Source organism: Methanomassiliicoccales archaeon (assembly GCA_036504055.1).
Lineage (GTDB): Archaea > Thermoplasmatota > Thermoplasmata > Methanomassiliicoccales > UBA472 > DASXVU01.
This window is the reverse complement of record DASXVU010000043.1, coordinates 1-25,151: the sequence shown is the minus strand read 5'-3', so window position 1 is coordinate 25,151 and position 25,151 is coordinate 1. Positions and strand designations below refer to the sequence as shown.

21 protein-coding genes and 1 tRNA gene are annotated in these 25,151 nt (G+C 55.5%); 10 read left to right on the top strand and 12 right to left on the bottom strand.

Annotated elements, in window-relative coordinates:
• Positions 1 to 181, top strand: a 181-nt coding sequence (locus VGK23_10240) for a hypothetical protein (GenBank protein HEY3420920.1), incomplete at its 5' end; no start/stop codon positions are given.
• A 238-nt stretch (positions 182 to 419) separates the two neighbouring features.
• On the opposite strand, the gene VGK23_10235 is transcribed toward VGK23_10240, so the two are convergent.
• The 3 genes from VGK23_10235 to VGK23_10225 all read right to left on the bottom strand — a co-directional run bounded on the left by VGK23_10235 (position 420) and on the right by VGK23_10225 (position 1,418).
• A tRNA-Gly gene (locus VGK23_10235) sits at positions 420 to 516 on the bottom strand.
• Positions 517 to 606: 90 nt separating this feature from the next.
• Positions 607 to 1,047, bottom strand: coding sequence for a hypothetical protein (locus VGK23_10230; protein ID HEY3420919.1), 441 nt, complete (start codon positions 1,045 to 1,047; stop codon positions 607 to 609).
• Between the two features lie 149 nt (positions 1,048 to 1,196).
• Entirely contained in the window at positions 1,197 to 1,418 is a 222-nt protein-coding gene (locus VGK23_10225) for a hypothetical protein (protein ID HEY3420918.1), read from the bottom strand.
• Positions 1,419 to 1,639: 221 nt separating this feature from the next.
• Between VGK23_10225 and VGK23_10220 the strand changes: the two genes are divergently transcribed.
• Positions 1,640 to 6,055, top strand: a complete 4,416-nt coding sequence (locus tag VGK23_10220; GenBank protein ID HEY3420917.1) for a tetratricopeptide repeat protein — start codon at positions 1,640 to 1,642, stop codon at positions 6,053 to 6,055.
• A 33-nt stretch (positions 6,056 to 6,088) separates the two neighbouring features.
• On the opposite strand, the gene truD is transcribed toward VGK23_10220, so the two are convergent.
• Both truD and VGK23_10210 read right to left on the bottom strand, forming a co-directional pair.
• Positions 6,089 to 7,393 carry a tRNA pseudouridine(13) synthase TruD gene (gene truD / locus VGK23_10215; GenBank protein ID HEY3420916.1) on the bottom strand — a complete coding sequence of 435 codons (1,305 nt, stop codon included), beginning with the start codon at positions 7,391 to 7,393 and terminating at the stop codon, positions 6,089 to 6,091.
• 2 nt (positions 7,394 to 7,395) lie between these two features.
• Positions 7,396 to 7,671 (bottom strand): RpoL/Rpb11 RNA polymerase subunit family protein, encoded by a 276-nt coding sequence (locus VGK23_10210; protein HEY3420915.1) that lies wholly within the window; start codon positions 7,669 to 7,671, stop codon positions 7,396 to 7,398.
• 357 nt (positions 7,672 to 8,028) lie between these two features.
• On the opposite strand from VGK23_10210, the gene VGK23_10205 reads away from it, so the two are divergent.
• Positions 8,029 to 10,824 (top strand): leucine-rich repeat protein, encoded by a 2,796-nt coding sequence (locus VGK23_10205; protein ID HEY3420914.1) that lies wholly within the window; start codon positions 8,029 to 8,031, stop codon positions 10,822 to 10,824.
• A gap of 31 nt (positions 10,825 to 10,855) precedes the next feature.
• On the opposite strand, the gene VGK23_10200 is transcribed toward VGK23_10205, so the two are convergent.
• The 3 genes from VGK23_10200 to VGK23_10190 all read right to left on the bottom strand — a co-directional run bounded on the left by VGK23_10200 (position 10,856) and on the right by VGK23_10190 (position 13,079).
• Positions 10,856 to 11,089 (bottom strand): hypothetical protein, encoded by a 234-nt coding sequence (locus VGK23_10200; protein ID HEY3420913.1) that lies wholly within the window; start codon positions 11,087 to 11,089, stop codon positions 10,856 to 10,858.
• Between the two features lie 312 nt (positions 11,090 to 11,401).
• Complete coding sequence (locus tag VGK23_10195; GenBank protein ID HEY3420912.1) at positions 11,402 to 11,734, bottom strand: P-II family nitrogen regulator; 333 nt, start codon at positions 11,732 to 11,734, stop codon at positions 11,402 to 11,404.
• Between the two features lie 10 nt (positions 11,735 to 11,744).
• Positions 11,745 to 13,079, bottom strand: a complete 1,335-nt coding sequence (locus VGK23_10190) for an ammonium transporter (protein ID HEY3420911.1) — start codon at positions 13,077 to 13,079, stop codon at positions 11,745 to 11,747.
• An 818-nt stretch (positions 13,080 to 13,897) separates the two neighbouring features.
• On the opposite strand from VGK23_10190, the gene VGK23_10185 reads away from it, so the two are divergent.
• Positions 13,898 to 14,149, top strand: a complete 252-nt coding sequence (locus VGK23_10185) for a hypothetical protein (GenBank protein HEY3420910.1) — start codon at positions 13,898 to 13,900, stop codon at positions 14,147 to 14,149.
• An 11-nt stretch (positions 14,150 to 14,160) separates the two neighbouring features.
• Here the strand turns inward: VGK23_10185 and VGK23_10180 are convergent, their stop codons facing one another.
• The 4 genes from VGK23_10180 to VGK23_10165 form a co-directional block, all read right to left on the bottom strand.
• Positions 14,161 to 15,921, bottom strand: a complete 1,761-nt coding sequence (locus VGK23_10180; GenBank protein ID HEY3420909.1) for an ATP-dependent DNA ligase — start codon at positions 15,919 to 15,921, stop codon at positions 14,161 to 14,163.
• Positions 15,922 to 15,988: 67 nt separating this feature from the next.
• On the bottom strand, positions 15,989 to 16,642 hold the full coding sequence (locus VGK23_10175; GenBank protein ID HEY3420908.1) for a nitroreductase family protein: 654 nt from the start codon (positions 16,640 to 16,642) through the stop codon (positions 15,989 to 15,991).
• 84 nt (positions 16,643 to 16,726) lie between these two features.
• A complete protein-coding gene (locus VGK23_10170; GenBank protein ID HEY3420907.1) occupies positions 16,727 to 18,328 on the bottom strand; it encodes a DEAD/DEAH box helicase in 1,602 nt (533 codons plus the stop codon).
• Positions 18,329 to 18,397: 69 nt separating this feature from the next.
• Entirely contained in the window at positions 18,398 to 18,718 is a 321-nt protein-coding gene (locus VGK23_10165) for an iron-sulfur cluster assembly accessory protein (GenBank protein HEY3420906.1), read from the bottom strand.
• Positions 18,719 to 18,849: 131 nt separating this feature from the next.
• On the opposite strand from VGK23_10165, the gene VGK23_10160 reads away from it, so the two are divergent.
• The 6 genes from VGK23_10160 to VGK23_10135 all read left to right on the top strand — a co-directional run.
• The gene (locus VGK23_10160; GenBank protein ID HEY3420905.1) at positions 18,850 to 19,305 is read left to right on the top strand and encodes a GNAT family N-acetyltransferase; all 456 of its coding nucleotides are present in this window, start codon (positions 18,850 to 18,852) and stop codon (positions 19,303 to 19,305) included.
• Positions 19,306 to 19,335: 30 nt separating this feature from the next.
• Positions 19,336 to 20,163 carry a fibronectin type III domain-containing protein gene (locus VGK23_10155; protein ID HEY3420904.1) on the top strand — a complete coding sequence of 276 codons (828 nt, stop codon included), beginning with the start codon at positions 19,336 to 19,338 and terminating at the stop codon, positions 20,161 to 20,163.
• A gap of 112 nt (positions 20,164 to 20,275) precedes the next feature.
• Positions 20,276 to 20,656: a transcriptional repressor gene (locus tag VGK23_10150; GenBank protein HEY3420903.1), complete on the top strand. Its 381-nt coding sequence runs from the start codon at positions 20,276 to 20,278 to the stop codon at positions 20,654 to 20,656.
• Positions 20,647 to 22,395, top strand: a complete 1,749-nt coding sequence (locus VGK23_10145; GenBank protein HEY3420902.1) for an energy-coupling factor ABC transporter permease — start codon at positions 20,647 to 20,649, stop codon at positions 22,393 to 22,395. The genes VGK23_10150 and VGK23_10145 overlap by 10 nt, the downstream gene beginning before the upstream one ends.
• A gap of 4 nt (positions 22,396 to 22,399) precedes the next feature.
• Positions 22,400 to 23,551 carry an ATP-binding cassette domain-containing protein gene (locus VGK23_10140; protein HEY3420901.1) on the top strand — a complete coding sequence of 384 codons (1,152 nt, stop codon included), beginning with the start codon at positions 22,400 to 22,402 and terminating at the stop codon, positions 23,549 to 23,551.
• A gap of 70 nt (positions 23,552 to 23,621) precedes the next feature.
• On the top strand, positions 23,622 to 25,151 hold a 1,530-nt coding region (locus VGK23_10135; GenBank protein HEY3420900.1), incomplete at its 3' end, for an amino acid permease.

Genomic DNA, 25,151 nt, shown 5'->3' with positions numbered 1-25,151 from the left:
CATTGCATTCTCTAGAACAGGATGGAGCGTTCAGGGTTCTGATGGTGAGTGGGATGCAGCCACAATACTGTATCCAAGTGGCCGTTTGTTCCTTCATAGGGATAGACAAAAGGAATCCAAGACGCAAGAGGCGATTGAACGTAAGGTGGAAAATGACTACTATGATAGGAGGAGGGAGTAATTGGGGAAATTGAAATCTCAATTTTATACTCCTTCTTCGGAATGATGTTTGTCAAATGGAAGGGTCGTCCAGGGTGATGTATGATCTTCATCAATGTTCAAATGAATATCTGAATTTTTTATTTTCATACACGAATGAAACAGCTGGGTGACATGTCCAAAATCCCTCAAGACCTGGTCGCAAGAGAGGTCAACCCATTAATTGCCTATAGAACAGAAATGCTGGATATGCATAAAAGTGCAGGTGTCGGGATTCGAACCCGAGTGTTTAGCTAGCCTCGTCCCCGTCCTCGGGGGATTGGAAGGCTAAAATCCTAACCGCTAGATTACACCTGCGAGTTGGGCGACCTAATGGTTCATTGATATAAAAAACTTTTATTGTCTCTGGATGGCCAGCCATGGTCAGGTCATGCCGAAAATCAGAGATCAACCGTTGGTGGGCCTTGCCTTCGGTTTCCGATTTTTCTGCATCCATACCAACAGGACGGTGATCAATCCAGCCGCCATCAGCCATTGGAACTCCACTGCCAAGAGGTTCGGGGCAGTCATCATCATGATGACCACTATCAATATGACTGCGACGATGAGGGTAAGCGGTCCTATGTCGGTCAGTTCCCCCTTGTTCCTGATCGAACCGGTCTTGGCCCATCTCATGACCTTTGCCCCGAGCCAGATCGACACGGCACCGATGGTCACGAACAAGAGCAGTCTTCCAACCACCGATCCATTCATCTGCTCGGTGAACCCAGCTAGCGCTGCCATGGCTCCGAATATGAGGCTTATCGCCCCGACCATCAGCATAATCCAACCAATGAGCTCAATGTCCACGGGGTCCTCGATGACAGAGCTCAGCAAGGATTTCGCCATAAACACTGATAATATTGTTGCAGGTGCTTAATGAAACAATCCATTCGGTAGAACATGTGATAAGAAGTTTTGGGGTGGAGGACGAAGGTCCCATCCTCCGTCGTCCTCCGAGTCGTTAACGGAACAAGCATTGTTGTCAGATCAATGCCCTAATTGTCATTCATGACACGTAGGTCGTTGATGAGGCACCAAAGCTCCTCTAGATCGATCCCTTTCGCGTCCATGCCTTCCGCGATGTGCGTCAGGTCATTTATGGTGTGGGTTTGCATCCACTCCAACACGTCAAGGCCGATTCCATATTGTGCCGATATCTCCTCAAGCCCCATTGCATCCCATTCCTTAGAGTTTGTGTCCGACTTTATGTCAGACAAATAATGATACAAGATATTCGGTATTTAATGGTTTTTCTCTGATATCATTTTTTGAATACCAGTCCAATATGAAATTTAGATTTTGCATGGAAGATGGGGCAACCGTCCGGGATTTTTGATGTCCGACATATTTTCTAATTCCGCCGACAATATAAATTCATAAGAATCCAGTGAAAAGGTTTTAGTGCAATCACGCTGATTAACGACCCAAAGGTGATGGGATGGGACTCCTGAACCCTGGTAAAGAGACCGATATAAGGGCGGTCCGAAAGGCGCAGAAATCGATGGAAGTTGCGGAGCGTTACGTTCTCGCTAGGAACCTTGACGCGGCCATTTCCGAACTGACCAAGGCACGTGATGCGCTTCTGGGAGCTGCCGTCGAACCGGCCCAACAGGGGATTCTGGTCGAAGCGCTGGTAAGACTTTCCAAAGACTATCTGGACTGTGGGATGGCACTCGATGCAGCCAACTCCGCCGACCTGGCCTTGAAATCGGCACCGACCGACCTGCCAGCCCTATTGGCCTATGCGAGGGCCTTGGTCAAGAAGGGTGAGTTCCCGCAGGCGATCTCGACCCTGGACAAGGCAACCCTTCTTCCCGGTTCGGACACCAGCGTCTGGCTCTTCAAGGCCGATCTTTATGAACACGAGAGACGGCAGGACATGGTAATGTTCTGTTTGAAGAAGGCCAATGAGCTGGACCCTTCAGACTTGTCCATTCTCGATCGGATGATCCAAAGGTCGGATGACAAGGCTTCCCTGCTCAAACGCAAGGCGGACCTGCTGGTCTCCCAGGAGCGATATGAGGAGGCCCTGACTGCGATCGACCAGGCGGTCACGCTCATGCCCAGAAACGTCGAGATGATGTTGAGGAAGGGCGAGATCCTGACCCTCCTCAAGAGGACCGACCAAGCACTTCTTATCTACGACGATGTTCTGGCCCGGGACTCGGGGAATGCACTGGCCCATCTCTATAAGGCCCGTGGCTACAAGGACAAGGGAGACAAGGCTGCCGCCCTGGCCCAGTATAAGGAGTCGCTCCGCAACGATGGCATGAACAAGTTCACCTGGGCGGAGGTCGCCGCCCTCCTGTTCGAGATGGATAGGCTGGAGGAGTCCTCCACCGCCTACGACCGGGCATTGGCCATTGATCCCGAGCTCATCGTGGCGATCAACGGCAAGCTCCAGGTGGCTAAGAAGAGAGGGATGGACGAGGACATCGCCCTCTACTCCGGCAAATTACTCGGCCGGAAGATGGAGGACCGCAGCGTCTTCCTGGAGCGCATAGATTCGCTCAGTCAGTTGGGGAGGTTCGAAGAGGCCTCCGAGGCGGTCAATCTGGCGCTCAAGAGATACCAGCTGGACGAAGAGTTGATGGCCCGCAAGCGCAAGATCATGCTTCAGACCGGCAACATGGAGGAGGTGATCTCCCTGGCAGAGGCCAAGCTGGCCAAGGAGAAGGACGACTTCCAGGCGCTCATGGACCTGGGATCGGCCTACATGAGGTCCACCCGATACCGGGATGCCCTCAGACCGCTGGAGAAGGCGGCCAAGGTCCAGCCCTCCAATGAGGCGCCGCTCATATGCATCAAGGAGTCGTACAAGCACATCGGCAAGGACAAGGACGTGCTCGACTCGTGTGATCGGATCTTGAAGGTCAACTCGGTCAACGAGGGGGCGCTCTTCGACAAGGCGGTCGCCCTGGACCGGATGAACCGGAAAGATGACGCCGTCGCCCTGTACGAACAGGTCATGGCATTGGACCCGGACGACAAGGACAACCTCAAAGACCTTTCCTCGGCCCTGTACTCGATGGGCCGGTTCGAGGAATCCCTTGCCCGCTCGACGCTGGGCACCCAGATGTATCCCAACCAGGTTGCTTTCTGGAGGGTCCAGGGGGACAGCAACTTCGCCCTGAAGCGTTATGCGGACGCGGTCACATCATTCACGAACGCGGTGAAGCTCTCGCCAGGCGAGAAGCACCTCATATACTCGCGCGGTCTGGCATTGGAGAACGCCAAACGTTACGAGGAGGCGGTCGCCGCCTATGACGAGGCGTTGGCCATCGACCCAAAGGACAACAGCATGTGGCTGAGCAAGGGCGTGGCGCTGGAATGGCTGCAGCGCTATCCTCAGGCGCTTGACTGCTACGAGGAGGCCGTTCGTCTGGAAAGCGACAACAAGTTCGTCCTCGTTCGTATCGGCCAGGTGCTGGCCAAGATGAACGACCATGAGGCAGCCATAAGGTCCTTCGACAAAGCTCTGGAGAAGGCACCCAAGGACATCGAGCTGCTGGAGATGAAGAAGGTCTCGCTGAAGCACACCGACCGCCTGGAAGAGTTGGTCAAGGTCTGTCAGAGAATAATCAAGCTGGACGGGAAGAACCGCAATGCCTACGTCGATATGGGAGTGGCGTCCCACCGGCTGTCTGATTTCGATGATGCGATCGATTCCTTCGACACCGCCCTCGGCATCGATCCAGGAAACATTACCATCCTCCATTACAAGAAGACCTCGGTGGTGGCCAAGGGAATTCCCGAGCAGATCATCGATGTTTGCGATTCGATCCTAAAAGTGGACCCAAGCGACAAACCGGCCCTTATGGACAAGGCATTCGCGCTGGAGCGTCTGGGAAGGCTGGCCGAGGCCAACGACACCTACACCATGGCCCTGGCGGTGGATGACCAGGATAAGGAACTGCACAACCGCAAAGGGTTGGTGCTCATCGGTCTGGGCCGATATGCGGACGCCGTCGTCGAGTTCGACCGGTCCTTCGCCCTGGACAGCTCCGATCTCATGCCGCTCGACAACAAGGGGCGGGCATATCTGCTGATGCGGGAGTACGACCATGCCCTGAAGGTCTTCGACCAGTGCGTTGTGGGTCAGCCAGGCAATCCCCGTTTCCAGAGCGACCGCGGGCGGGCGCTGGCATCCCTGGGCAATCTGGCCGAGGCAGTGGACGCCTTCGACGCGTCGCTGGCATTGGACAAGGGCGATTCCCAGACCTGGAAGTACAAGGGCAACGTCATGTTCAAACTGGGACAGTTCCAGGACTGCGTGATCTGCCTGAACCGGGCCCTCGAGCTGGGGGCGGAAGAGCAGGGGATCTACAAGGCAAAGGGCCGGGCGCTCGAGGAGCTCAAACACTACAGCGACGCGCTGGAATCATTCCTCAGGGCGGTGGCGCTGGACGCCTCGGACGCCAGTGCCTGGGAGCGCATAGCGGTCATCAGACTGCAGATGGACGATCCGGCCAATGCCTACGAGGCGATAAAGAAGGCCCTGGCCTGCGACCCCAAGAACCGGCGCATGATCATGGAAAAGGGAGACATCTGCCAGAAGCTGCAACGACCGGAGGAGGCGATCAAGAGCTTTGACGCCGCCATCGCACTGGACCCGTCGGATCCGTTCGCCTACTTCGGCCAAGGGGTTTCCTATCTGAAATTGCGCAGATACGTCGAAGCCCAGAGCTCGCTGAGGAAGGCCCTGGAGCTCAATCCCAACTTCGACCAGGCAAGGGAATCGCTGAGGTCGGCGGAACAGAAGTTGCATGAGATCGAGGTCGTAAATCAGGCCACCAGCGTCCTGGAATGCGAATACCGGCAGAACCGCCGCATGTCCAAAGAGGAGATGTTCAAGGAGTGTGGTATCCCATACAACAGCCTGGACGAGGTCACAGCGTTCCTGGACGTGAGGGAAACGGTCAACGTGGAACTGATGAACGATGCCGATCTCGACCAATACGAGGAGGATTCACGCTATGTGCTCATGGCGGCGGCCAGGAACCCCCGGGTAAAGGAGACCGGTCTGGGCCTGTCTGACGTCATGATGGCGCTGCCGGGCAAGGACATCGTCCGGGCGAAGAAGGTCCTGAGCTACGTGGAGAAGGTCAACAAGATGGACCTGAGCCACCACATCATGGATGCCCGGACCGAGAAGCTGCTGCGGACGGCGATGAACCTGCCGGAAGAGAAACGGAACGTGATGGGAATAATCGAGACGCTCGGGGTGGGGATATACACCGCCCGCCGTCTCATGTCGGTCATAAAGACGCTGAGGGCCAATGAGCCGAAGCCAGCCCCGGTCGAGGCCGCCGAGGAAGCGCTTTTGCGGCCTAAGCAAAGGCCGGCGAATCCGAAGGAGTGGGTCGAATCCGAGGAGCCGATCGCGTTGCCGGAGCAGAGGCCCCGGCGGGCCCGCCCCGAGCCCAAGACGACACCGGCGGTGGAATATCAGGTTGAATCCGGCGTCCCGGTGATGGAGAAGAAGCCCTCGCGAGAACCGATCATGTTCGGGGACGAGCAGAAGGACCTCTACCAGACGTTCTACAAACAGGAAAAGCGCCCCGCCAAGGTGGATTCCTTGGAGGTTGCCGGGAGGCGGTGCCTTTTCCACGGGGAGGCTGCGGTCACGGCCTGTTCGAAATGCTCATCGCTCCTGTGCGAGGAGTGTGTCAGGGGAGGGCTCTGCCCTCGCTGCCACGCTCCTATCGAAGGGGCAGCGGTCAAGACCAAGAAGGCCGCACCGGCGGTGAAGAAGGACCCAAGGGCGATACTCGAGGAGAGCGAAGGCCTGGAGCCACAGGCTGCCCAAGAGTCTGACGACGACAGACAGTCAAAGGACTGGTCCCGGCTCTGAACCTCTTTCGTTTTCCGGAACGGATCGGACCGCTCAATAATCGAGCAGGTCTGATTTCATGAACTCGCGGAGCATGACCGTTGCGTAGCAACCTTTGCCCAGGATGAAGGAGATGTCGGCGCTGTCCTCAGTACATACCACCTTGAGGTCCCGGAACGGGGCCAGCAGTTCCCGGCGCGAACCCCTGGAACTACACTCGGAGATCTGGGGCACCACGAAATCCCTGAGCTGCACGCCTTCCGTCTCAACGACCTTCCGTTCGATCTCGCCCATCTCTCCCTCGGCATACTTGGATTCCGATCCGAACAGCACACCGGAGAGGTAAGCCTTGCGCTCCCGCATGCTCTTCTCCACCAGGTCCAGGTTGAACTTCGTCACCGGTACGGGCTTATCGTGGTCGGCATAACCAGACCGGTCGGCGGGCAGAACGACGTCCCCGACCACCGGGCGGTCAAGAGGGATTCCTCTCCTGATACGTTCGCTCAGGATGAGGTTGAACAGGTATGACTGATAGGCATGGACGAACATCATCTGCAGGTTCGGGGGCAGCGTCTTGATGGCCCCGGCCCAATCCCCCGGGTTCCTGATCAGCCAGCCGATGAGCATGCGCTCGAACGTAAGCGTTCGAGGGAACTCCCCGATCGCTGCCTCGAAGTCCATGGTCTCCTGGAGGTGCTGTCGCGGCAGGCGGGAGCTTTCGTCCTCTTCTTCGTTCGGGTTGCCGATGTAGACCATGACCGCCTTCTCAAAATCACCGTGAACGATGTGCTTTCCCACCAAATGGGTTACCGGCCTTATCGAGCCGAACCGCTGGACCCCAAAGAAGTTAGGGAATCCGCCGATCGCCTCCAGTTCGCCCCTGGTCTGGGATAGTGAAGCGGCCAGTTCCTCCCCCTTTAGCTCTGTGTTCCTCAATTTTATCTGAAAGGCATTGCCTATCAGGTCTCCGATCGTGATATGCTTCTTGGAGGAATAGACATCCTCTACCACCACCTGGTGCATGCTCAAAGCCTGGACCGCCTCCACGGGGGCATCGATGGAGAACAGTTGCGAGGTGATCGCCCGCTTGTCCTTCGTGCCGGCGAAGGTGATCTTGTTACGCGTGATGCCCAGGTTCTTGGATATCATCCGGACCAACCGGTTTGTCTCCCAGTTGGTGGAGGTGATCTTGGCGATGGCGTATCTTCCGTTCTCCGTCCTCTCGGGATATATGGAGATCTCATTGACGATGAAATCCTCGTAATTGACCTTGAGGCGCCCTCCAGTCCCTTTTGTGGAGGTAAAAAAGACCTCGATGCCAATCTCCCGTTCGCGGTTCGGGTTCTCTGAATAGACCATGACTACTTCAGGTCCTTTTCGAGCTTCTCTCGAGCTTCCTTGAACTCGTTGGAAAGCGCCTTGGCCGCCCTCTTCAAGGCCGTTTGGGGCTTGCCGCTCTTGACCTTGACATAAAGTGTTGGGATCTCCAGGTCCGGATGTCCAGCGGTGTACTTCACCTCTGAGACCATTTCGTCCTCGAGAAGCTCCTTGACCAGAGGTGAGATCAGGGTCATGTCGGCCTCCTTGATCTGGATAAGGATCGAATCCTTGTCCTTCTCTAGCTGTATAATCTCCATGGAAGGCACCTATACTTGAGGAGGGTATAAAAGTTTTCATCCGCACAATCTTGACTGGGTTGTGACCGGCGACCTTCTATTGGGACCAGGTAGATGCGTGGCGATGCCGCCACATGCTCTAGCCCGTGGTCTTCATATCCGATAGTGTCCTTTCCATATGACCTGGCCCATTTTCCGTGTTGCTCTCGATGATCGGGGCTGCTTTCCTCATTTGACCCATTTCGAGCCACGATAAAACAATAAATCCTCAATTGCATCATGAACTGCCAACCGAATCAAAATCGGATGGGATGGGAAACAGGCGGCGAGCATTTGGCTAATCATTTCATGAACGTTAAGTCCACAATTATCGTATTGATGTTGATATCGGGTGCATTCTTTGTTGCCACCAGCGCCACAGAGGGAGCGACCGTTTCTACCACGAACTATCGATATGAATACATCAATGGGTCGGAGGTCAGGATCACGGATTACATCGGGCAAGGCGGCGCGGTCGTCATCCCCGCTTCCCTGGACGGCAAGCCGGTGAGGGAGATCGGGGAGTCGGCTTTCTCCGACAATACGAGGATCACGTCCGTCGTGGTCCCGGACAGCGTTAGACTGATCGATGACTACGCATTCGCCTATAGCACCGCGATCACCAGCGTAACGATCGGCGGCAGTGTCTCGGTCATCGGTAATTGGACCTTCTTCAATTGCCTTTCGCTCACAACGGCATCAATTCCTTCATCTGTCTCCTACATCGGGGGATATGCCTTTGCTGGCTGCAATGCCATGACCTCGATCAATGTGAGCCCATCCAACCCGGCCTATGCCAGCATGGATGGCATAATGTACGACAAAGCGAACACCACATTGATCCAATGCCCCTCCGGAAAGGCGGGAGCGGTGACCATCCCGGATAACGTCACAAGCATCGGCGAGTACGCATTCTATTCCTGTGGTTCGGTGACCTCGGTGACGATACCTAACAGCGTCATATCGATCGACTTCGAGGCCTTCTATTACTGCACGGCCCTGACCTCGGTGACCATCCCGGCCAACGTCACCTCCCTGGCCTATGGGGTATTCTACTCATGCAGCTCGATGACCTCGTTCGACGTTAACGCATCCAATCCCAGTTTCAGCAGTGTCGATGGGGTGCTCTACAACAAGGCAGCCACCACTCTGATCCAGTATCCGATTGGAAGGGAAGGGACCTTCACGATCCCCAACGGCGTCACCACGATAGGCAGCACCGCATTCTATAACTGCATGAACCTTACCTCAGTGACCATACCGAACGGTGTCACCAAGATAGACAGCTATGCGTTCCAGAATTGTCAGGGTCTTGCCTCCGTCACCATTCCGAACAGCGTGACCGTGATCGCATACCAATCGTTCTATGGTTGCGACGCCCTGACCTCGGTGACGATACCGGATAGCGTCGTCACCATCGGAGGATACGTGTTCGCCTATTGTGACTCCCTGACCGGTGTGACCATCCCTGCCAGTGTCATTTCGGTCGGCGATATGGCGTTCGGTTACTGCTTATCATTGACCAGTATCGATGTGAACGCAAGCAACCCGAATTTCGTCAGCATCGATGGTGCATTGTACAACAAGGCTGCCACTACATTGATCGCTTACCCCACTCAGAAGCTAGGTGGGTTCACCGTTCCCGAAACGGTCAAGGTGATAAAGGACCGAGCCTTCTCCAACTGTGTCGGTCTGACCTCCTTGATCATCGGAAACAACGTCACCGTCATCGGGAACAACACGTTCAGCTACTGTTCCGCTCTGGTGACAGCGAAACTATCCAACAGCGTTTCCTATATCGGAAACAATGCATTCTATTATTGCGACAAAATGAACTCGCTAAGCCTTGGAACGAATGTGACGACGATCGGAGTGCAGGCTTTCCAGTCATGCAGTGCACTGACCTCGGTGACAATCTCGGGAAAGGTCGCATCGATCGGTTCCCAGGCTTTCGGCAGCTGCCGGTCATTGACGGCGATAAATGTGAACGCAAGCAACCCGAATTTCGTCAGCAACGATGCCGTTCTCTACAACAAGAACATGACGACCCTCATCCAGTGCCCAGGCGGCAAGTCTGGGGCTTTCACTATCCCGTCCAGCGTGATCACCATCGGGAATGGCGCGTTCTCCGGATGCAACTTGATGACCGCCATCACGATACCCGATAGCGTCGCCTCCATAGGCAGCGGGGGCTTTTTCGGTATGACCTCGCTAAAGCAGATCGATGTCAGTGGCGGCAACCCGAACTACAACAGTGTGAACGGCGTATTGTATGACGAGGGCATCCACACCCTGATCGCGTTCCCAAGCGCGAGGACAGGCTCATTCATCGTACCGAACAGCGTCACCAAGATCGGTGCCTCAGCATTCTACCTATCAAACCTGACATCGGCCATCATCCCAAGCAGCGTGGCAGAGGTTGAGGAGAGGGCGTTCACCAGCACTCAGTATCTGACCCACCTTCAATTCGATGGTAACGCTCCGATCTGCGGTAGGGGATGGGTGTCATCGGATCTGGCTGGTTTGATCGTGTATTACGTCAACGGGGCCTCTGATTTCACCAGCCCCACCTGGTTCGGGGTAGGGACGGTGGCCATGTTCCTGGTCACCGGGAAGGTTGTCGACACGAACGGGAAAGGCATGGCGAATCTCACCGTGGCATTGGAGAGCGGCGCATCGACAATGACAGATTCAAACGGGAATTTCTCCATCAATGCTTCACCGGGCGGTCATTCCATCACGATAAGCGGCCCAGGGATCGACACCAAGAAGGTGGATGCGCAGGTGACCGGAACGGGCCTGGTCATGGGCAACATCACCATCGGCAACAACGGCACTGACCTCGGACTCCTGATCCTGATATTGATAGGCGTGATCGCCATAATCCTGGTCCTGGTGTTCGTGGCCATGAAGAGGCGCGGAGGGAAATCGTCAACGGGTATGTTCACTGGATCGAACCGGGTCCCTTGGCAGGCATCTGAGAACCAGCCTCCGAAGTTTGAATCTCCGCCAGAACCCGAGCCGGTCCAACAATTGCCAATCCAGCCGCTGACCACGAGCAAGAAATGCCCCAACTGCGGTTCGGATGCATCCGGCACGCCTTTCTGCGGTGTCTGCGGCAAGCGACTGGGTTGAAGAGCTGGACACCGGAAACGGGCCTGCTAGATCAGGGTATGCGGGAACGACTCAGCCGGATCATCTCCGGCCAACCGCAGTTCGACCACGAAAAACGCTTCCCAAAAGCGGGGCAGGTTGGTACCTTCTCCTCGGTGCGGGCCTTTCCGTGGCATCTTTCAGTCAAGGCAGACACGATCGAATGCCCGAACCCGGTGCTCTCGGCCACCTTGCCAGCGGGTTCGGAGAATCCTCTTTCGAATACCAACCACTTTCTTGTCGTCAAGTATCCTGGTCCTTCGTCCTCGGCGCTCACCCTGAGAGTCCGCTGATAGGACCCTGAAAAAGCTCCTCCCCGTGATGCCGGTATCCGGTAAACCGACAAATTCTGCGAGGGCTTTGTTTGAATAGATGATGGTTCCGGACCGGTCAAGATTGCTATGGCTTCCGGCGAGTTCGATACGGCTGTTTTGATAGTCTATCGTCGACGTCGGTCTTGAACCCTCATTGAAGGTTTCGGTGCCATGGAAGGAGCATCTTGTTTGCATTTCGTATCAGTATCGATGCAGATCCCTCCCGATGGCAGACGGCGGCCTTCCTATTTTGTCGAAACCTCGCCAGTCCTGATCTTGATGGACTCTTCCACATTACTGACGAATATCTTGCCATCCCCGATATCGCCAGTGCGGGCGGATTTCAAGATCGCTTCCACGATCTTGTCCACCTCCGCATCGCTGGCCACTATCTCGATCTTCGTTTTAGGGAGGAGGTCCACCCTGTAGGTTCCAGCCCTATGGGTGAACTCGAGCCCCTTCTGTTCTCCCCTTCCATGGACGTCATAGACTGTCATTCCGACGGTCCCGATCTCTTCCAGCGCATTCTTGACCGAGTTCAGCTTCTCCGTCCGTATTACCGCTTCGATCCGCTTCATCAGCACCACCTCACGAGTAAGCAGTTTCCCCATGCTGGATGATGTCCGCACCGACGCGTTCCTCTTCCTTCGTCATCCTGATGGGGGTGAACCGGCTCAGCACTTTGAGCATCACGAACGTGATCCCAAATGCGAATATCCAAATGACCACCACCGCTATCAATTGTGCGGTCAGCAGAGTGAATCCGCCTCCGTAGAGCAGCCCATTGTTGATGACCGTTTTTTCGTTCACGTGCGAGGTGGCAAGCAAGCCGACTGCGATCATGCCCATCGTGCCTGCGATTCCATGCACGCCCCATACGTCGAGGGCGTCGTCGAATTTGAACTTCTTTCTCACCAATATGCCGCAATAGCACAATATTCCGGCCGCAAGCCCGATCACGATCGCTCCTCTAGTGTCGATATAACCAGCAGCTGGAGTGACCGCTGCCAGACCGGCGACGCCGCCCGAGATGAGGCCAAGGACGGATGGACGGCCGAGGTGAAGCCAGCTTACCAACCCCCAGGTGATCGCTGCCATCGCCCCGGCAATATGGGTATTGGCGAATGCCTGTGCCGCCAGGGATCCGGAGCCTAGAGCACTTCCACCATTGAAACCGAACCACCCCATCCACAGCAGCCCGCCGCCGAGCACCACCATGGGAATGTTGTGCGGGTGGTCTCCATTGCCATTTATGACAGACAGTCTCTTTCCGAGCACGATGCTTGCCGCCAGGACTGAAACGCCAGCCGTGATGTGCACCACCGCACCTCCGGCAAAGTCCAATGCTCCGAGCTTGGCGAGCCATCCACCGCCCCACATCCAATGGGCCACTGGGAGATAGACCAAGCAGGTCCAGACAGCCAGGAAGATGATCATGGCCTTTAGCTTCATCCGCTCAGCGATACCCCCGATGATGAGCGCTACCGTGATGATCCCAAACATCAGTTGGTACATTGCGAAAAGGATGGATGGGATGGTGGGGGCATAATCCAGGTCGGGCAATCCCCCGACCTTGTCAAGGAGAACGAAGTCAAGATTGCCAATGAGGTCCCTGTGGTAGCCACCGAATGCCAGGGAATAACCGAACAGGACCCAGATCAAGGTCACGATTCCGATGATGATGACGCTCTGTCCAAGCATTGAAAGGAAAGACTCCTTCCTCAGCATCCCTCCATAGAAGAACGCAACTGCTGGGGTCATAACAAATACCAGCGCCGTGGAGATCAGAAGCCAGGCAGTGTCTCCTTGGTTGACATCACCGGGCAGCCCATCCGTCGCAGAGACCGACCTGGATATTAACGGAACCAGTATCATTCCTAATGCCACCATCAAGCCGATCCTTGTTGCTCTGGAAATGCTCATTTGACCACCCTGCGTCACCGCGCCGATGTCGCTTCCGAAGATTCATTGGAGACTCTGCAAATTTCGTTATGATTATTTGTCTCACAAACTTATCCACGGTTATCTAAAATTGCAATAAAAGCTTTGCTAACGAGACATTTGTGCAAGGACTATTGGAATAGTAGATAAATGTATAATAGGAATCACATCCCGGAGATACGATTTCGATTGCCTAGGGTGATCATCAGCGTTCTGGCTTCCACAAGGATGCCGAAGCCAGACCCATTATCACCGCAGAATACAGATTTCAATCGGAATAATGGTGTTCTTTCGGAATGATGAGGGATGATCGCGATACTGGCACTCCGATATGGATTGCGGTCACAAAATAATTCGGCCGGTCAGGCTCTGTTGAAAGCCATTACAATGCCTTCATTAAGAGAATCGGAATCAATATGTCGAAGGTTGCTGTTCAAGAACTCATGGGAGGGGGAACGTCTGATCGAAGGCAGGACAGTAAAAGGCCTGCGCCGCACAAGATCAGGGTCACCGGCGAACCTCAGGTCCGGACCTGTGATGGCTGTGGTTATTCTTACGTCGACGATTTCGGGTTCTGCCCAAGCTGCGGGAGAATTGTCTCAAGACAAGCGGTTCTGAACACATGGTCAGCAACTGCCGAATGCGCAGAAAATCCATCGATGGAATATTCAGATAGGAATGCACAAGATCAGTCCACATGTCCTCAATCCAATGGTCTCCCGGTCAAAAGCTCGCGCCTAGCATTGACCCTGGCAGTGGTCCTCGGCCTTCTGGGTATCCTAGGAATGGGTCATCTATACATGAGGAAGTTCGTAAAGGGCTTTGTGCTTCTGGTGTTCGGTGGGTTCCTCGCCCTATTATCTCTGGCCTCGATCATATTGATATTCACACCCGATGAGTTCTCCTTGTCGGTCAAGGTCATCACCGCCGTGATACTGTCAACTCCATTCCTGGTCCTGTATCTTTGGCAGGTTTTCGATGCCCCAAAACCCACACGTTCAGGGACGGTCCACCATCCCTACGGAAACAACAGGCCGCCATCGAGACCCTGAGCCATCGGGTCTCAATCCTCTATCTTCTTCAACTGAGAACGGTACATGTTCTCCAACTCATCAGTCGTCGTCGCTTCCCTGGGTCCCTTGTCCTCCCTGACCTTGCCGGTAAAGCGGGGAAACCGAATTGCCAGGCCAGCATCCTTCCGCACCCTTCCGAACGCGCAGGTATGTATCGGTGATAGGGTGATCTCGGCACCGAGCACTTCCAGCACAATGCCCGGCTCGAACCAGAAGTCCGCTGGCATGTTGCTCTTGACCAGGTGGTGCTTTTCCGTTCGTTTGTACTTCTCCAGCAATGTGAGCATGGAGGCTAGCGCGGCATCGTCGAAACCGCTTCCTAGCTTGGACACTGTCTCGAAGGTATCATCGTTCGAGTTGTAGGTGGCCATGAGCAGTGCGCCGTAGAAGCCTTTGCGCTTGCCTCTCCCAGCGAAACCCCCGACCACCACCAGATCAACGGTGTCGGTCATCTCCGACCGGTATTCCTTCTTGTATTTGATCCAGAGGAACCCCCGGCTGCCGGCGCGATAGACCGATTCTGGGGCGATGGACTTGGCCATCAGGCCCTCGCAGCCGTCCTTCAATGCCTCCTGGAAGAACTTTTCTACGCTGGCCTCGTCCGACAGCACCCGCATTTCCGAAAGCTTCACCGATTCGGAGAGATGGACCGCCGACTGTAGCGCCGCCCTCCTCTTCAGCAACGGCTGCTGGGTGATGTCCTCGCCTTCCAGGTACAGGCAGTCGAACAGGCACATCCGTACCGGATAATCTTCGACGGCCTCCTCCAGGCCATGCTTCCTTCCGCGTCGGTGGGAGACCTCTTGGAACGGCAGGAACTCTCCGGTGTTTATGTCCACCGGAACGCATTCCCCCTCGACGATCGCGCTTTTGGCCTTGAACGATTCCCCCAGGGCCTTCACCACATCGGGGAACTGTCCGGTCAGGTCTTCCAAACGCCTCGAGTAGAGGGTTATCTTTCCTTGGTCGATGTGGGCCTGGACGCGCACGCCGTCATACTTGTACTCGAACGCCGCCGTCCCGCCCATCCTTTCCAGTATCTCCTTGGGTGAGGGGAGCCTTTCGGCAAGCATTGCCCTTATCGGGTTTCCTACCTTGACCTTCATCTCCTTGACGCCAGCGATCCCCCTTTCCTGCAGGATCTCTGCCACCAGTCCCAGGTCGGATGAGACGTTGAAGCCGTTCTCCACGATATCCCTCTCCTCTTTGGTGGCGAAAGCGGTGGCCAGAGCATCGATTATGGTCATCGTCGCTACGCCTAGCCTCATCTTGCCGGTCACGATGCGAGAGATGTACTTCGCCTCCTCAGGGCTGGCATCCACGAGGATCCGGGCAAGCAGCTTCATCTTAGTGTCCTGCGAACCTCCGCCCTCCGATACTGCTATCTGTTCCAAGGCCGCATAGACCCGGTCCAAGGTGAGCGGTTCGGAGGTCAGAGTGGTCTGGGCCCTTCGGGGGATCAGGCGGAAGGCTACCATTCCAGGGTCCCCTTCCTTGATCATCAGTTCCTGGATGGTGGACTCTCCTTTCTTGGAGATGAAGGCAAGGGCCTTGAAAAGTTGCTTATCGGCCATTCCCAGCTTTTGCGGGTTGAAGTCCGGGTACAGCTGTCCCTGGGTCAGGTAGACCGCTTTCCGCAGGGAACCGCGGTCCGCCGCCTTGAAGAACTGCGACAATATATCGGTCATCTCGAGCCTGCTCGACGTCTTATCGAGCCTCTCATATGTATCGACCAGTTCCTGGAACAGCATGACTTGACTAATGGATTTGCCCTATAAAGGTGTTGACGCTAGACGATTGTACAAAGTCCTGTTCACCTCACAACCATCTCGTGATCTCGTTCAATGAGGGGCGCTTTGCCGGGACCGGGGGAGCATCGGGAAATCCGATCAGGAATCCATCCAGTACGTACTCGCCATATGGGATGCCGATGAGTTCGCAGAACTCTTTGTCTTCCGCCATCCTTTCCGTGATTGAAAGGAGCTGCATTCCGAGACCGAGGGCGGTGGCCTTCAGCCACATGTTCTGCAGGCAATGGGCTATGGATTGGAGAGCGACCTCGGGGATGCCCTTCTGTTCAGCGACGATGACATAGTAGGGGGCCTTGCCCAGGGCGGGCAGGCCCTGCTGGCCGATCAATTTGAGGAAGCCGAAATACTTCGCGCCCATTCCCTTCCTCGGATCGTCCATCGGGATCCTGTCATATTCCTCATACATGGCCGATGCTTTCCGTTTTATCAGCATTGATGTCAGGGCTGTCGCCGGGCTTTCCCGCGGGATGACAATGAAACGCCGGAAATCCTCCCTGGTCACACATATCTGGGCATAGGGGGCGAGCAGACCCGCCTTGAGGACTTCCTCGATGAATGGTCTAGGGGGCGCCTCTGCCTTTAATTTTCGGATCGTGTGTCTCGATCCGATCAGAAGGTCGAGCACACTGTTCTGCTCCTCATCTGTGAAAGTGATTGTCATAGCCTCAAGAAGACCACACGTCCATTTTGTTAAAAGCCTTTGTCCAACTGAGCTCAATCAACTTCCTGAGGTTTCGTTCAAGCATCAGAAATCGAACAGCGATGCCTGTCCTGGCTTGTCCGGCCGTTTGTCCGATTCGGGGCCTTCGTCCTTGCATTGCGCCTTTTCTTCCTTCAGCTCTTCGCTCAGCGCCTTGAGCCTCTTCCGCATGGCCGATTCCTTCTTGATGCTCGCATAATAGTAGGCTTGGTCCCTGGTGTCCTTGGTGATCAGGATCACCACCCGGCCGGCCCTTTTCCTTCCAGTTCTGCCCCGCCGTTGGATCGAGCGGATCTCCGAGGCGACCGGTTCATAGAATACCACCAGGTCGGTCTGGGCCACGTCCAATCCTTCTTCCCCAACGGACGTTGCCACCACCACGTTGTACTCGCCGTTACGGAACTTGTCCAGCACACCGACCTGTCCCTTCTGGCTCAGTCCCTTCTCCCCCACCCGGTCCGCTTGACCCATCAGCTTGGCCACCTTGACACCTGGAATAGTGGAAAGCTTCGTCGCCATCAAGTCGCAAGTATCTCGATAATGGGTGAACACCAACACTCGGGAGTTCGGTTTATCGTTGACCTGCTGGGAGACTATGCTCATTACCTTCGACAGCTTTGGATGTTCGGACCTGATGGTCTTCATCAGCTCCAGCACGTCCTTGAACTGTTCCGATGAGACCACTACCTTGGATGCCTTAGATCCCTCGTCCGAATTCGCCTCTGCCACCAAACGCTCAAAGTAGGCGTTCAATGCCGATGTGCCCTGGGTCTCTGCCAGTCCTAGAGCGTGCTCCATCTTCACCGCCATGGCCTGGAGGCTGAGGGCACGGTAAATGTTCTTGTTCTTCTCCCCGGAACGGAGCCGCGCCTGCAGGTTCGTCTGCAGGTCCAGGAGATAGCGCATGTTCACTGGCCTTCCCCGGTCCAGCATGCCCATGTTGGTCAGCTCCTTTATGTATGTCTCGTAGAGGGATGAGAGGATGGCTATGATCTTCCTCATGTCGACCGGCACGTCCACTTCGATGTGCTGCATCTGTACATCCTGGACATAGGGGGCGACATCCGGGTCGAACTCGGTACGGACCTCGATGTCGACGATGCCCAGGTTCTCACACACCTCCTTGATCTTCGCCTTGTTCCCTCCGGGAGAGGCGGTCATTCCCAGCACCAGGCGGCAGTAGTCCTTGAACTGTTGAGCCACTGCCACATACGCATAATTGCCGATGGCCCTGTGGGCTTCGTCGAAGACTATGAGTTGGACGTCCTTGAGGGACACCCTTTCGTGCTTCAGGTCGTTGGCAACCACCTGGGGCGTGGAGACGATAACGTCATTCTGGATCCACAGCGCCTCCCGCTCTTCCGGGTCGACCTCCCCGGTTAGGACGGTCACTGATTTTCCGATGATCATATCGCGGAAAAAGGATGCATGCTGGTCCACCAATGGTTTTGTCGGTGCCAGAAGGAGAACCTTACCCTTGCCCTTCTGCAGGACGTTGGCCATTACGATCAACGCGACAACGGTCTTGCCCATCCCGGTGGGCAGAACGACCAACGTGTTGGAGCGCAACGCCAATCTTGCCAGGTCAACCTGGTATTCGCGCTGCTCGACCACGTCCTTCTTTATTAGAGGATGCTCCAAGAACACGTTCATGAGAATAGGGTCTTATTAGAATAGGATTTGGGGCAGTATGCCCCGAAAATGGTTGGGATTTCCTTAGTGGCATCCGCCGCCGCAGGAACTGCATCCTGCCATGTTCGGGTTGTGGACGATGAGGCCGGAACCGTACGGGGTCTCGATGAAGTCGACGGTGCAGGAGTCGAGGACTTCCTTCGTCTCCTTGTCGTAATACAGCGAGAACTCGTCCGCTTTCTGTTCCACATCCCCATCTTTTGCCTTGTCCTGGAAGGACATCCCGAACTGCGGGCCAGAGCAGCCCATTCCTGAAAGGTATATCCTGATCCCGAATCCCTGCTTGCTGTTCTTCGCTATCAGGTCCTTGATGTATTTAGTGGCTTCTTCAGTGACTTCCACCATGTCTTTCACCTATTGGGTATCCAAATTCCATCGGATATATAATTTCTGTGCTAAAGCATCGTATTTTACCGCACGACTGTTTTTCCTTCCGGCCGAAGAGTATTTCAATTGTGGCCAGTCTACGATGCCCGATGATCCGTTTCCGGGCGATGAACCGCAGCGACATCCCTTCCCTGGTCAAAATGAGCCGGGAAAACATGGCGAGCATCATCCGCTCGGCATGGGGGATGGAATGGCGGGACGAGCCCCTTCTGGAATGGCTCATGTCCAAGGACGTGGACACCGAGGTGGCCATGGTCGACGAAGAGCTCGCCGGCTATGTGTCTCTGGAGACGGTCGACCGCTATATGTTCGTAACCTCCATACAATTGTGGAAGGACATGCAGCATCGCGGATTCGGCACCGAGATCATGAAGCACGTCGAGTCAAAGGCCCTGGGAGCCGGATATGAGGGTGTAGAGCTTGTGGTCCAGATGACAAATGATGAGGCGCTGCGCTTCTACCGTCATCTCGGTTACAGGAAGGTCTGCCGAAAGGGGAACAATTACCTTATGCGCAAGACCTTGATCGGTCCAGGGAAAGGTTGATAAAACCGGTCAAAATAACTGACCCTGATATTGGAGCTGAATGATTTGAGAATCCCTCGTTTCCTCTTCGTGTTTGTGGTCATCCAATTGACGTTGATGGCCGTCCTCCCCGTCGCCATGGCTGCCAAGCCCCAGGTGGTCCCCTCCGAGCCGTACGCGGTAGGGGCTTCCAATTGGAACGGGGTCGCCCATATCTGGTGGAGGGAGCCGAACCAGACCGGTCCGGGGATAACCCACTATCTGGTCTACCGTGAGATCAATGGAACCGGAACAGTGCTTCTGTCCCAATTGAACGATACCGACCTCGAATATAACGATCGTATGCCATCCTGGGCATCGACGATGACCTATTGGATAGTGGCTGAGAACATCATCGGCCTTAGTAACCCGAGCGATAACGTGACCCTCGTTCCGAATTCCTTCCCCAGCGTGCCGATCGGACTCCGGGCGGTGGCCGGAACGGATTTTGTTGATCTCTCTTGGAATGCCCCGATATCGAATGCGGGGAACAATATCACCCAGTATGAGGTGAGAAGGCAATCGTCATCGGGCGATTCGACCTTATTCTATGTCTCGGTCGGCCTCTCGGATGTCCCTATCACTTCAGTCCATGATGACCAGGCGGGCACGGGGACCGTATACACCTACAATGTGAAGGCCCTGACCAACAACAGCGAATCGGGATGGAGCGATAGCGTGACAGTGACCACGCCGGTCAAGAACATCAACGACAATAGCGGTCTCCTGTCCGTTTTCGCGGTGGTGATAGCGGTCATCGCTCTTCAGATGGCGATCGTTGCGGTGTATGTGGTCGTGAAGCGCAAGGCCTTCAGGCCGAAGCCGCCCGAACTTCCTTGATCTCGCCGAACGCCAAACACAATTCCTTCGTTTTTTAAGTGTGTTAACGGAGTTAATCCATCCATCCAGCGTGGAAAAGTCATAAATAATGATAATGAGAATCATTACTGATATGCCCAAAGCGCGATGGACCAAGCAGTTGAAGGTGATAGTCGACATCGTCTACACGAGCGATGACCCGATCAACGCCGAGCAGGTCTACCGGATAGCCAGGGAAAGATTGCCGAACGTCAGCCTGGGCACGGTCTATCGGAACCTCAACAAGCTGGTGCTCGAGGGGCTGATATCGGAGTCGCGCATTGGGACCTCCGCTGCTTTCGTCCGGCATCCGTTCTCCAACACACATTTCGAATGCACGGTCTGTCATAAGGTGTTCACCGTTCCTTTCGATCTTAACGTCCTGGAATTGTCCCGCAGGACCGGACTGGGGGTAGAAAGGTGGGAGCTGCACCTCCGCGGTGTCTGCCCGGAGTGTGAGCAGAAATGCACATAATGGAAGGGTTCCTCCCACCGCTCTGGTGCCTTTTCTGGTATCTCGTCTCCCTTCCGTTCATCGTCTGGGGTGCCCGTCGGATCAGGTCGATGTTTCGGGAGCATCCGGAACAGAAGTTGGTGTTGGCAGTGTCCGGCGCATTCGTTTTCGTGCTGTCATCGCTAAAGCTGCCTTCAGTCGGCGGGTCCTCTTCCCATCCGACCGGGACAGGTCTGTCCACGATCCTTTACGGACCGGCCGTGACCGCTGTCCTGGCCACCATCGTCCTGGTATTCCAAGCCCTGTTGCTGGCCCATGGGGGCATAACCACGCTTGGGGCGAACGTTTTCTCCATGGGGATCGCCGGTCCGTTCGTCGCCTATGCCGTCTTCAAGGGCCTCAGGCGGGCCAGGGCGCCGCTCTCAGCCTCCGTTTTCATCGCGGCGTTCCTCGCGGATATGATCACCTATGTGGTGACATCATTCCAACTGGCCTTGGCCTATCCTTCGGGCGGGAGCGTTGTGGTCTCGTTGGAGGCCTTCCTGGCAATCTTCGCCATCACCCAAATACCGCTGGCCATAGCCGAGGGGATCCTCATCGTCATCTTCTTCGACTTCCTTTCCAGGAGCCGTCCGGATGTCGTCCAAGGTTGCGATGTCGTGCGTAAGGAGTCGAAACGGACCAGGATGGCCTATCTTGTCGGCCTCGCCGCCATCGTTGCCGTCATCGCAGTGGCCTATTTCTTCAACCTGACCTCGGACCTGAAAGGAGCCGATGACCGGGGAGGGGAACTGATACAGGGGATCGTCCCTGACTACCAGCCCTGGTTCAACAGCATTTGGACACCCTCATCAACGATGGAGATAGGACTGTTCATGCTTCAGACGCTGATCGGATTGGCGATCATCGCATATGTAGTTCACCGGTTCAGGAAAGGTAAGAGGACCAAGTCATCAGAGCCGGCCCCTGCCGGCGGGCCCACGTCCATCGACGAGATCGCGTTCGCCTCACCGATGAGGCGATGGCCTCCGCTGGGCAAGCTTCTCCTTTCCCTGTCGCTGCTACTGGCGTCCATATTTGCCTCCTCCGTGGTAGTGCCGCTGTTGGTACTGGCATCAGGTGTCCTGTTGCTGGCCTATTCCACCCGTTTCCAATTCCCCCGGGTGGTGCTGATCGCAATAATGGACGGCCTGGCTGTGCTGGCGGTGGGGGCGGTCGTCATCGCCCTCATCACGCCAGGGGCAAGCCTCTATTCGATGGATCTGCTGGGGATCAAATTCATCCTTTCAGACAACGGCATGAATCTGGGGCTGCTGGTGTTCGTCAGGGCATTGGCCGGGATGTCTGTGATGCTCTTCTTTGCCACGTCGACGCCGATCCCCCACCTCTCGGAAGCGATGGAGCAGGTCCGACTGCCCCAGGAAGTATCCGAGCTGGTGGTGTTGATCTACCGTTACTCGTTCTTGTTGATGGAGCTGCTGGGCACAATGTATCAGGCTGCCCAATGCCGTCTTGGATTCAAAGGAGTCCGCAACAAGTTCCGCACCTCTGGAAAGCTGGCCGTCGGGCTCTTCACACGTTCGATGGAGGTGGCGGACCGTTCCCAGGTGGCGTTGGAATGCCGGGGCTTCCGGGGGCAGTTCCATTCGTTCCGTCCTCCGGCAAGGGTGACCTGGGGCTGGATAATCGTTCCATTACTGCTGTTCTCTGCTCTGTACGTTCTCAACTTTGCGGTGTTCGGGTCGTTCAAACTATGGTGATCAAATGACCGATGAAATGATAATCGAGACCAGAGGGCTGACCTATGCCTATGCCAACAAGGTTGTGGCACTTGACGACATCAATATGACGATCCCGAAAGGAAAGAAGACTGCCTTGCTGGGACCGAACGGGGCCGGCAAGTCGACCCTTTTCCTCCATTTCAATGGAATATTCAAACCGAAGGCGGGCACGGTCTCGTTCGAAGGGAAGGAGATATCTTATCGCCGGAACGAGCTGGACGCGCTCCGTTCCAGCATAGCCGTCGTCCTTCAGAATCCGGACGATCAGATATTCTCCGCCACCGTGGAGGAGGATGTGGCCTTCGGCCCAATGAACATGGGACTGCCACGGGACGAGGTGGAGCGGCGTGTGGCCGAGTCGCTCTCCTTCGTTGGAATGGACAGGCACCGGGAAAGGCCCACCCAACAGCTCTCCTTCGGTCAAAGGAAGAGGGTTTCATTGGCCGGGGCGTTGGCCATGCGGCCCAAGGTGTTGGTCATGGACGAGCCAACGGCGGGGCTCGATGCCCAAATGGTCCATGAGCTGCTGGAGCTTGCCGACGAGCTGAACTACAAGGGTCTGACGGTGATCATGTCAACGCACGATGTGGAGACGGCTTATGCCTGGGCCGACGAGATCAGGGTTCTGGACCGGGGAAAACTGATATATTCCGGTGATCCGAACGGCTTCTTCGTCGATGCCGGTCGAGTGAGGCGTCTCGGCCTGTCCGTCCCGATGATGTTCGAGATGAACCGGGAGCTCTCCGATCGGTCGGTCCGACCTCTTGGACCGTATCCGCGTACCACACTGGAGCTGGCACAGAAGTTCGCACCCTTTGGGGCGTTGCGCGGTGTTCTATCCCTGTTCCCGACCGAGGACCTGCCCGATCGGCAGGAAGGGATCCGCTCGGACATTCTCTGCCGAACCTCATCCACCGGGACGTATGGGGCGGTGGCGCGGCGTCTTATGAAGGAACGCTCGATCAGTGTCGATTACAGTTTCGATGCCTTGGAGAACTGCATTCACGACGTTATCACAGGGAAGGACGCCACGATTTTCGCAGAAAAGCCGCTCTTTCCGTTGATCGAATCCCGACTGGCTCGGTTCAATCGGGAATATGGGATTGACATACGGCCGGTGAATAAACCGACCTGATTACTGGCTCTCCAGGCTCAACTGGCGATTATGGAAAGGATTAATAAACCCCATCTAATAAGGAGCCTGAATGACAGAACCATTGGATCATAAGTCTGGTGAGGTAGAGGTCACCCTTCGAAGGGACCTTGGCCTGCTCGAGGTACTTATGATAGGCATAGGGCCGAACATCGGTTCCACCATCTTCATTCTCATCGGTGCCGCGGCGGGCATAGCCGGTCCGGCGATCATACTCGCCTTCGTCCTGAACTTTTTCGTCACCCTTTTCACCGCCATGGCCTACGCGGAGCTTGCATCGGCGTTCCCCGAGACCGGCGGCGGGTATCTCTGGATCAAAGAAGGCATGTTCCCCCCATTTGGTTTCCTTGGCGGATGGATGTCTTGGATCGGCCATTGTATAGCCTGCTCAGTCTACGCCATCGGATTCGGTGTGGGCGTTAACATTTTCATGAACCTTTATGGATTATCTTTCTTTGGAATCAGCGCCGACGACATCGGAAAGATGGCGTCCGTGCTGATCGCACTTGTTTTCATCTATCTGAACTACCGGGGGGTCAAAGGTGCAGGGAGGTCGGAGATATTCGTCTCATTCATCCTGATGGGAGTAATATTGATCTTCCTGGTCTTCTCGGTGTTCTTCATACTGACAAACCCCCAGACTTCCGCAAATTATGACCCCTTTGTACCCATGGGGACTCTCTCGATTTTCGTTTCGATGGGATTCACCTTCATGGTTTTCGAGGGCTACGAGGTCGTGGCTCAGACTGGAGAAGAAGCTAAGGATCCCGAAAGGACCGTTCCACGGGCCATGTTCCTTTGCATCGCGATCAGTGCGGTCCTGTTCGTCTCCACCGCAATCGTTGCGATCGGAGTCTCTGGGTCCCAAAACCTAGCCAATGCAGGTCTTGACGGTTCGGAAGCCATTGCGCACACAGCTTCCATTTCTGTACCCTTTATCGGGGCAGCGTTGATCGGTTTCGGGATAATCGTCGGCTCGATCGCCGCTGTAAACTCGATCGTCTTTTCCGCATCTAGGGTCTCCTTTGCCATGGGTCGGGACGGCAATCTGCCTTCCGCATTTGGCAGACTCCATCCCAAGAAACAGACTCCAGTGACCGCTCTTCTGATAAGTGGAGTGGTCATCATCGGCATGACTCTCTTGCTGCCGCTGAAACAGGTGGCTTCGGTGGCAGACATTCTAATATTATTATTGTTCACACTGGTCAATATCTCGGCCATCACCTTGAGGAGGAACAGGCCCGATGTCAAGCGTCACTTCATCACTCCTTGGTTCCCTATCATACCGCTTATCGGGATTGCCACAAAGCTTTTCCTAGCGGTCACTCTGTTCTTTTACGAACCCTTCGCCTGGTACATGGCGTTCGCGGTCATCAACGTGGGACTTCTGCTGCACTACTTCGCCAAGGGCAAGAAGGAGATCGAGCGTGCCCCAATACCGGTTCGTGCCCCGCGCACGGAAGAGGAGCTGGAAAGATACCGTGTCCTCATCCCCATCGACGATCCCAGAAATATCGCCGCCATCGACCTGGGATGCATGGTCGCTTCTGAGCACGGCGGAGAACTGATGCTGATGAGCGTC

Bases quoted from the DNA above. Each gene is read 5' to 3' on its own strand.
- VGK23_10175 (HEY3420908.1), bottom strand. From the start codon at position 16,642: ATGACAATCACTTTCACAGATGAGGAGCAGAACAGTGTGCTCGACCTT.
- VGK23_10160 (HEY3420905.1), top strand. From the start codon at position 18,850: ATGATCCGTTTCCGGGCGATGAACCGCAGCGACATCCCTTCCCTGGTC.
- VGK23_10165 (HEY3420906.1), bottom strand. From the start codon at position 18,718: ATGGTGGAAGTCACTGAAGAAGCCACTAAATACATCAAGGACCTGATA.
- VGK23_10185 (HEY3420910.1), top strand. From the start codon at position 13,898: ATGAGGAAGTTCGTAAAGGGCTTTGTGCTTCTGGTGTTCGGTGGGTTC.
- VGK23_10180 (HEY3420909.1), bottom strand. From the start codon at position 15,921: ATGCTGTTCCAGGAACTGGTCGATACATATGAGAGGCTCGATAAGACG.
- truD (HEY3420916.1), bottom strand. From the start codon at position 7,393: ATGGTCTATTCAGAGAACCCGAACCGCGAACGGGAGATTGGCATCGAG.
- VGK23_10190 (HEY3420911.1), bottom strand. From the start codon at position 13,079: ATGAGCATTTCCAGAGCAACAAGGATCGGCTTGATGGTGGCATTAGGA.
- VGK23_10230 (HEY3420919.1), bottom strand. From the start codon at position 1,047: ATGGCGAAATCCTTGCTGAGCTCTGTCATCGAGGACCCCGTGGACATT.
- VGK23_10145 (HEY3420902.1), top strand. From the start codon at position 20,647: ATGCACATAATGGAAGGGTTCCTCCCACCGCTCTGGTGCCTTTTCTGG.
- VGK23_10140 (HEY3420901.1), top strand. From the start codon at position 22,400: ATGACCGATGAAATGATAATCGAGACCAGAGGGCTGACCTATGCCTAT.
- VGK23_10195 (HEY3420912.1), bottom strand. From the start codon at position 11,734: ATGAAGCGGATCGAAGCGGTAATACGGACGGAGAAGCTGAACTCGGTC.
- VGK23_10205 (HEY3420914.1), top strand. From the start codon at position 8,029: ATGTTGATATCGGGTGCATTCTTTGTTGCCACCAGCGCCACAGAGGGA.
- VGK23_10150 (HEY3420903.1), top strand. From the start codon at position 20,276: ATGCCCAAAGCGCGATGGACCAAGCAGTTGAAGGTGATAGTCGACATC.
- VGK23_10220 (HEY3420917.1), top strand. From the start codon at position 1,640: ATGGGACTCCTGAACCCTGGTAAAGAGACCGATATAAGGGCGGTCCGA.
- VGK23_10210 (HEY3420915.1), bottom strand. From the start codon at position 7,671: ATGGAGATTATACAGCTAGAGAAGGACAAGGATTCGATCCTTATCCAG.